Source organism: Kocuria dechangensis (assembly GCF_014636775.1).
GTDB lineage: Bacteria > Actinomycetota > Actinomycetes > Actinomycetales > Micrococcaceae > Kocuria > Kocuria dechangensis.
Window position 1 is genome coordinate 1 of record NZ_BMEQ01000090.1, and the last position, 508, is coordinate 508.

1 rRNA gene is annotated in these 508 nt (G+C 57.9%); it reads left to right on the forward strand.

Features of this window, described 5'->3' with window-relative positions:
• Nucleotides 1-508 (forward strand): 23S ribosomal RNA (locus IEW07_RS20780); the annotation flags it as partial.

The window sequence follows — 508 nt, forward strand, 5'->3', positions numbered from 1 at the left end:
CAGGGACAGTGCCTGATGGGTAGTTTAACTGGGGCGGTTGCCTCCTAAAGAGTAACGGAGGCGCCCAAAGGTTCCCTCAGCCTGGTTGGCAATCAGGTGTCGAGTGTAAGTGCACAAGGGAGCTTGACTGTGAGAGCGACAGCTCGAGCAGGGACGAAAGTCGGGACTAGTGATCCGGCGGTACATTGTGGAATGGCCGTCGCTCAACGGATAAAAGGTACCTCGGGGATAACAGGCTGATCTTGCCCAAGAGTCCATATCGACGGCATGGTTTGGCACCTCGATGTCGGCTCGTCGCATCCTGGGGCTGGAGTTGGTCCCAAGGGTTGGGCTGTTCGCCCATTAAAGCGGTACGCGAGCTGGGTTCAGAACGTCGTGAGACAGTTCGGTCCCTATCCGCTGCGCGCGCAGGAAATTTGAGAAGACCTGTCCTTAGTACGAGAGGACCGGGACGGACGAACCTCTGGTATGGCAGTTGTACCGCCAGGTGCACCGCTGCTTCGCTACG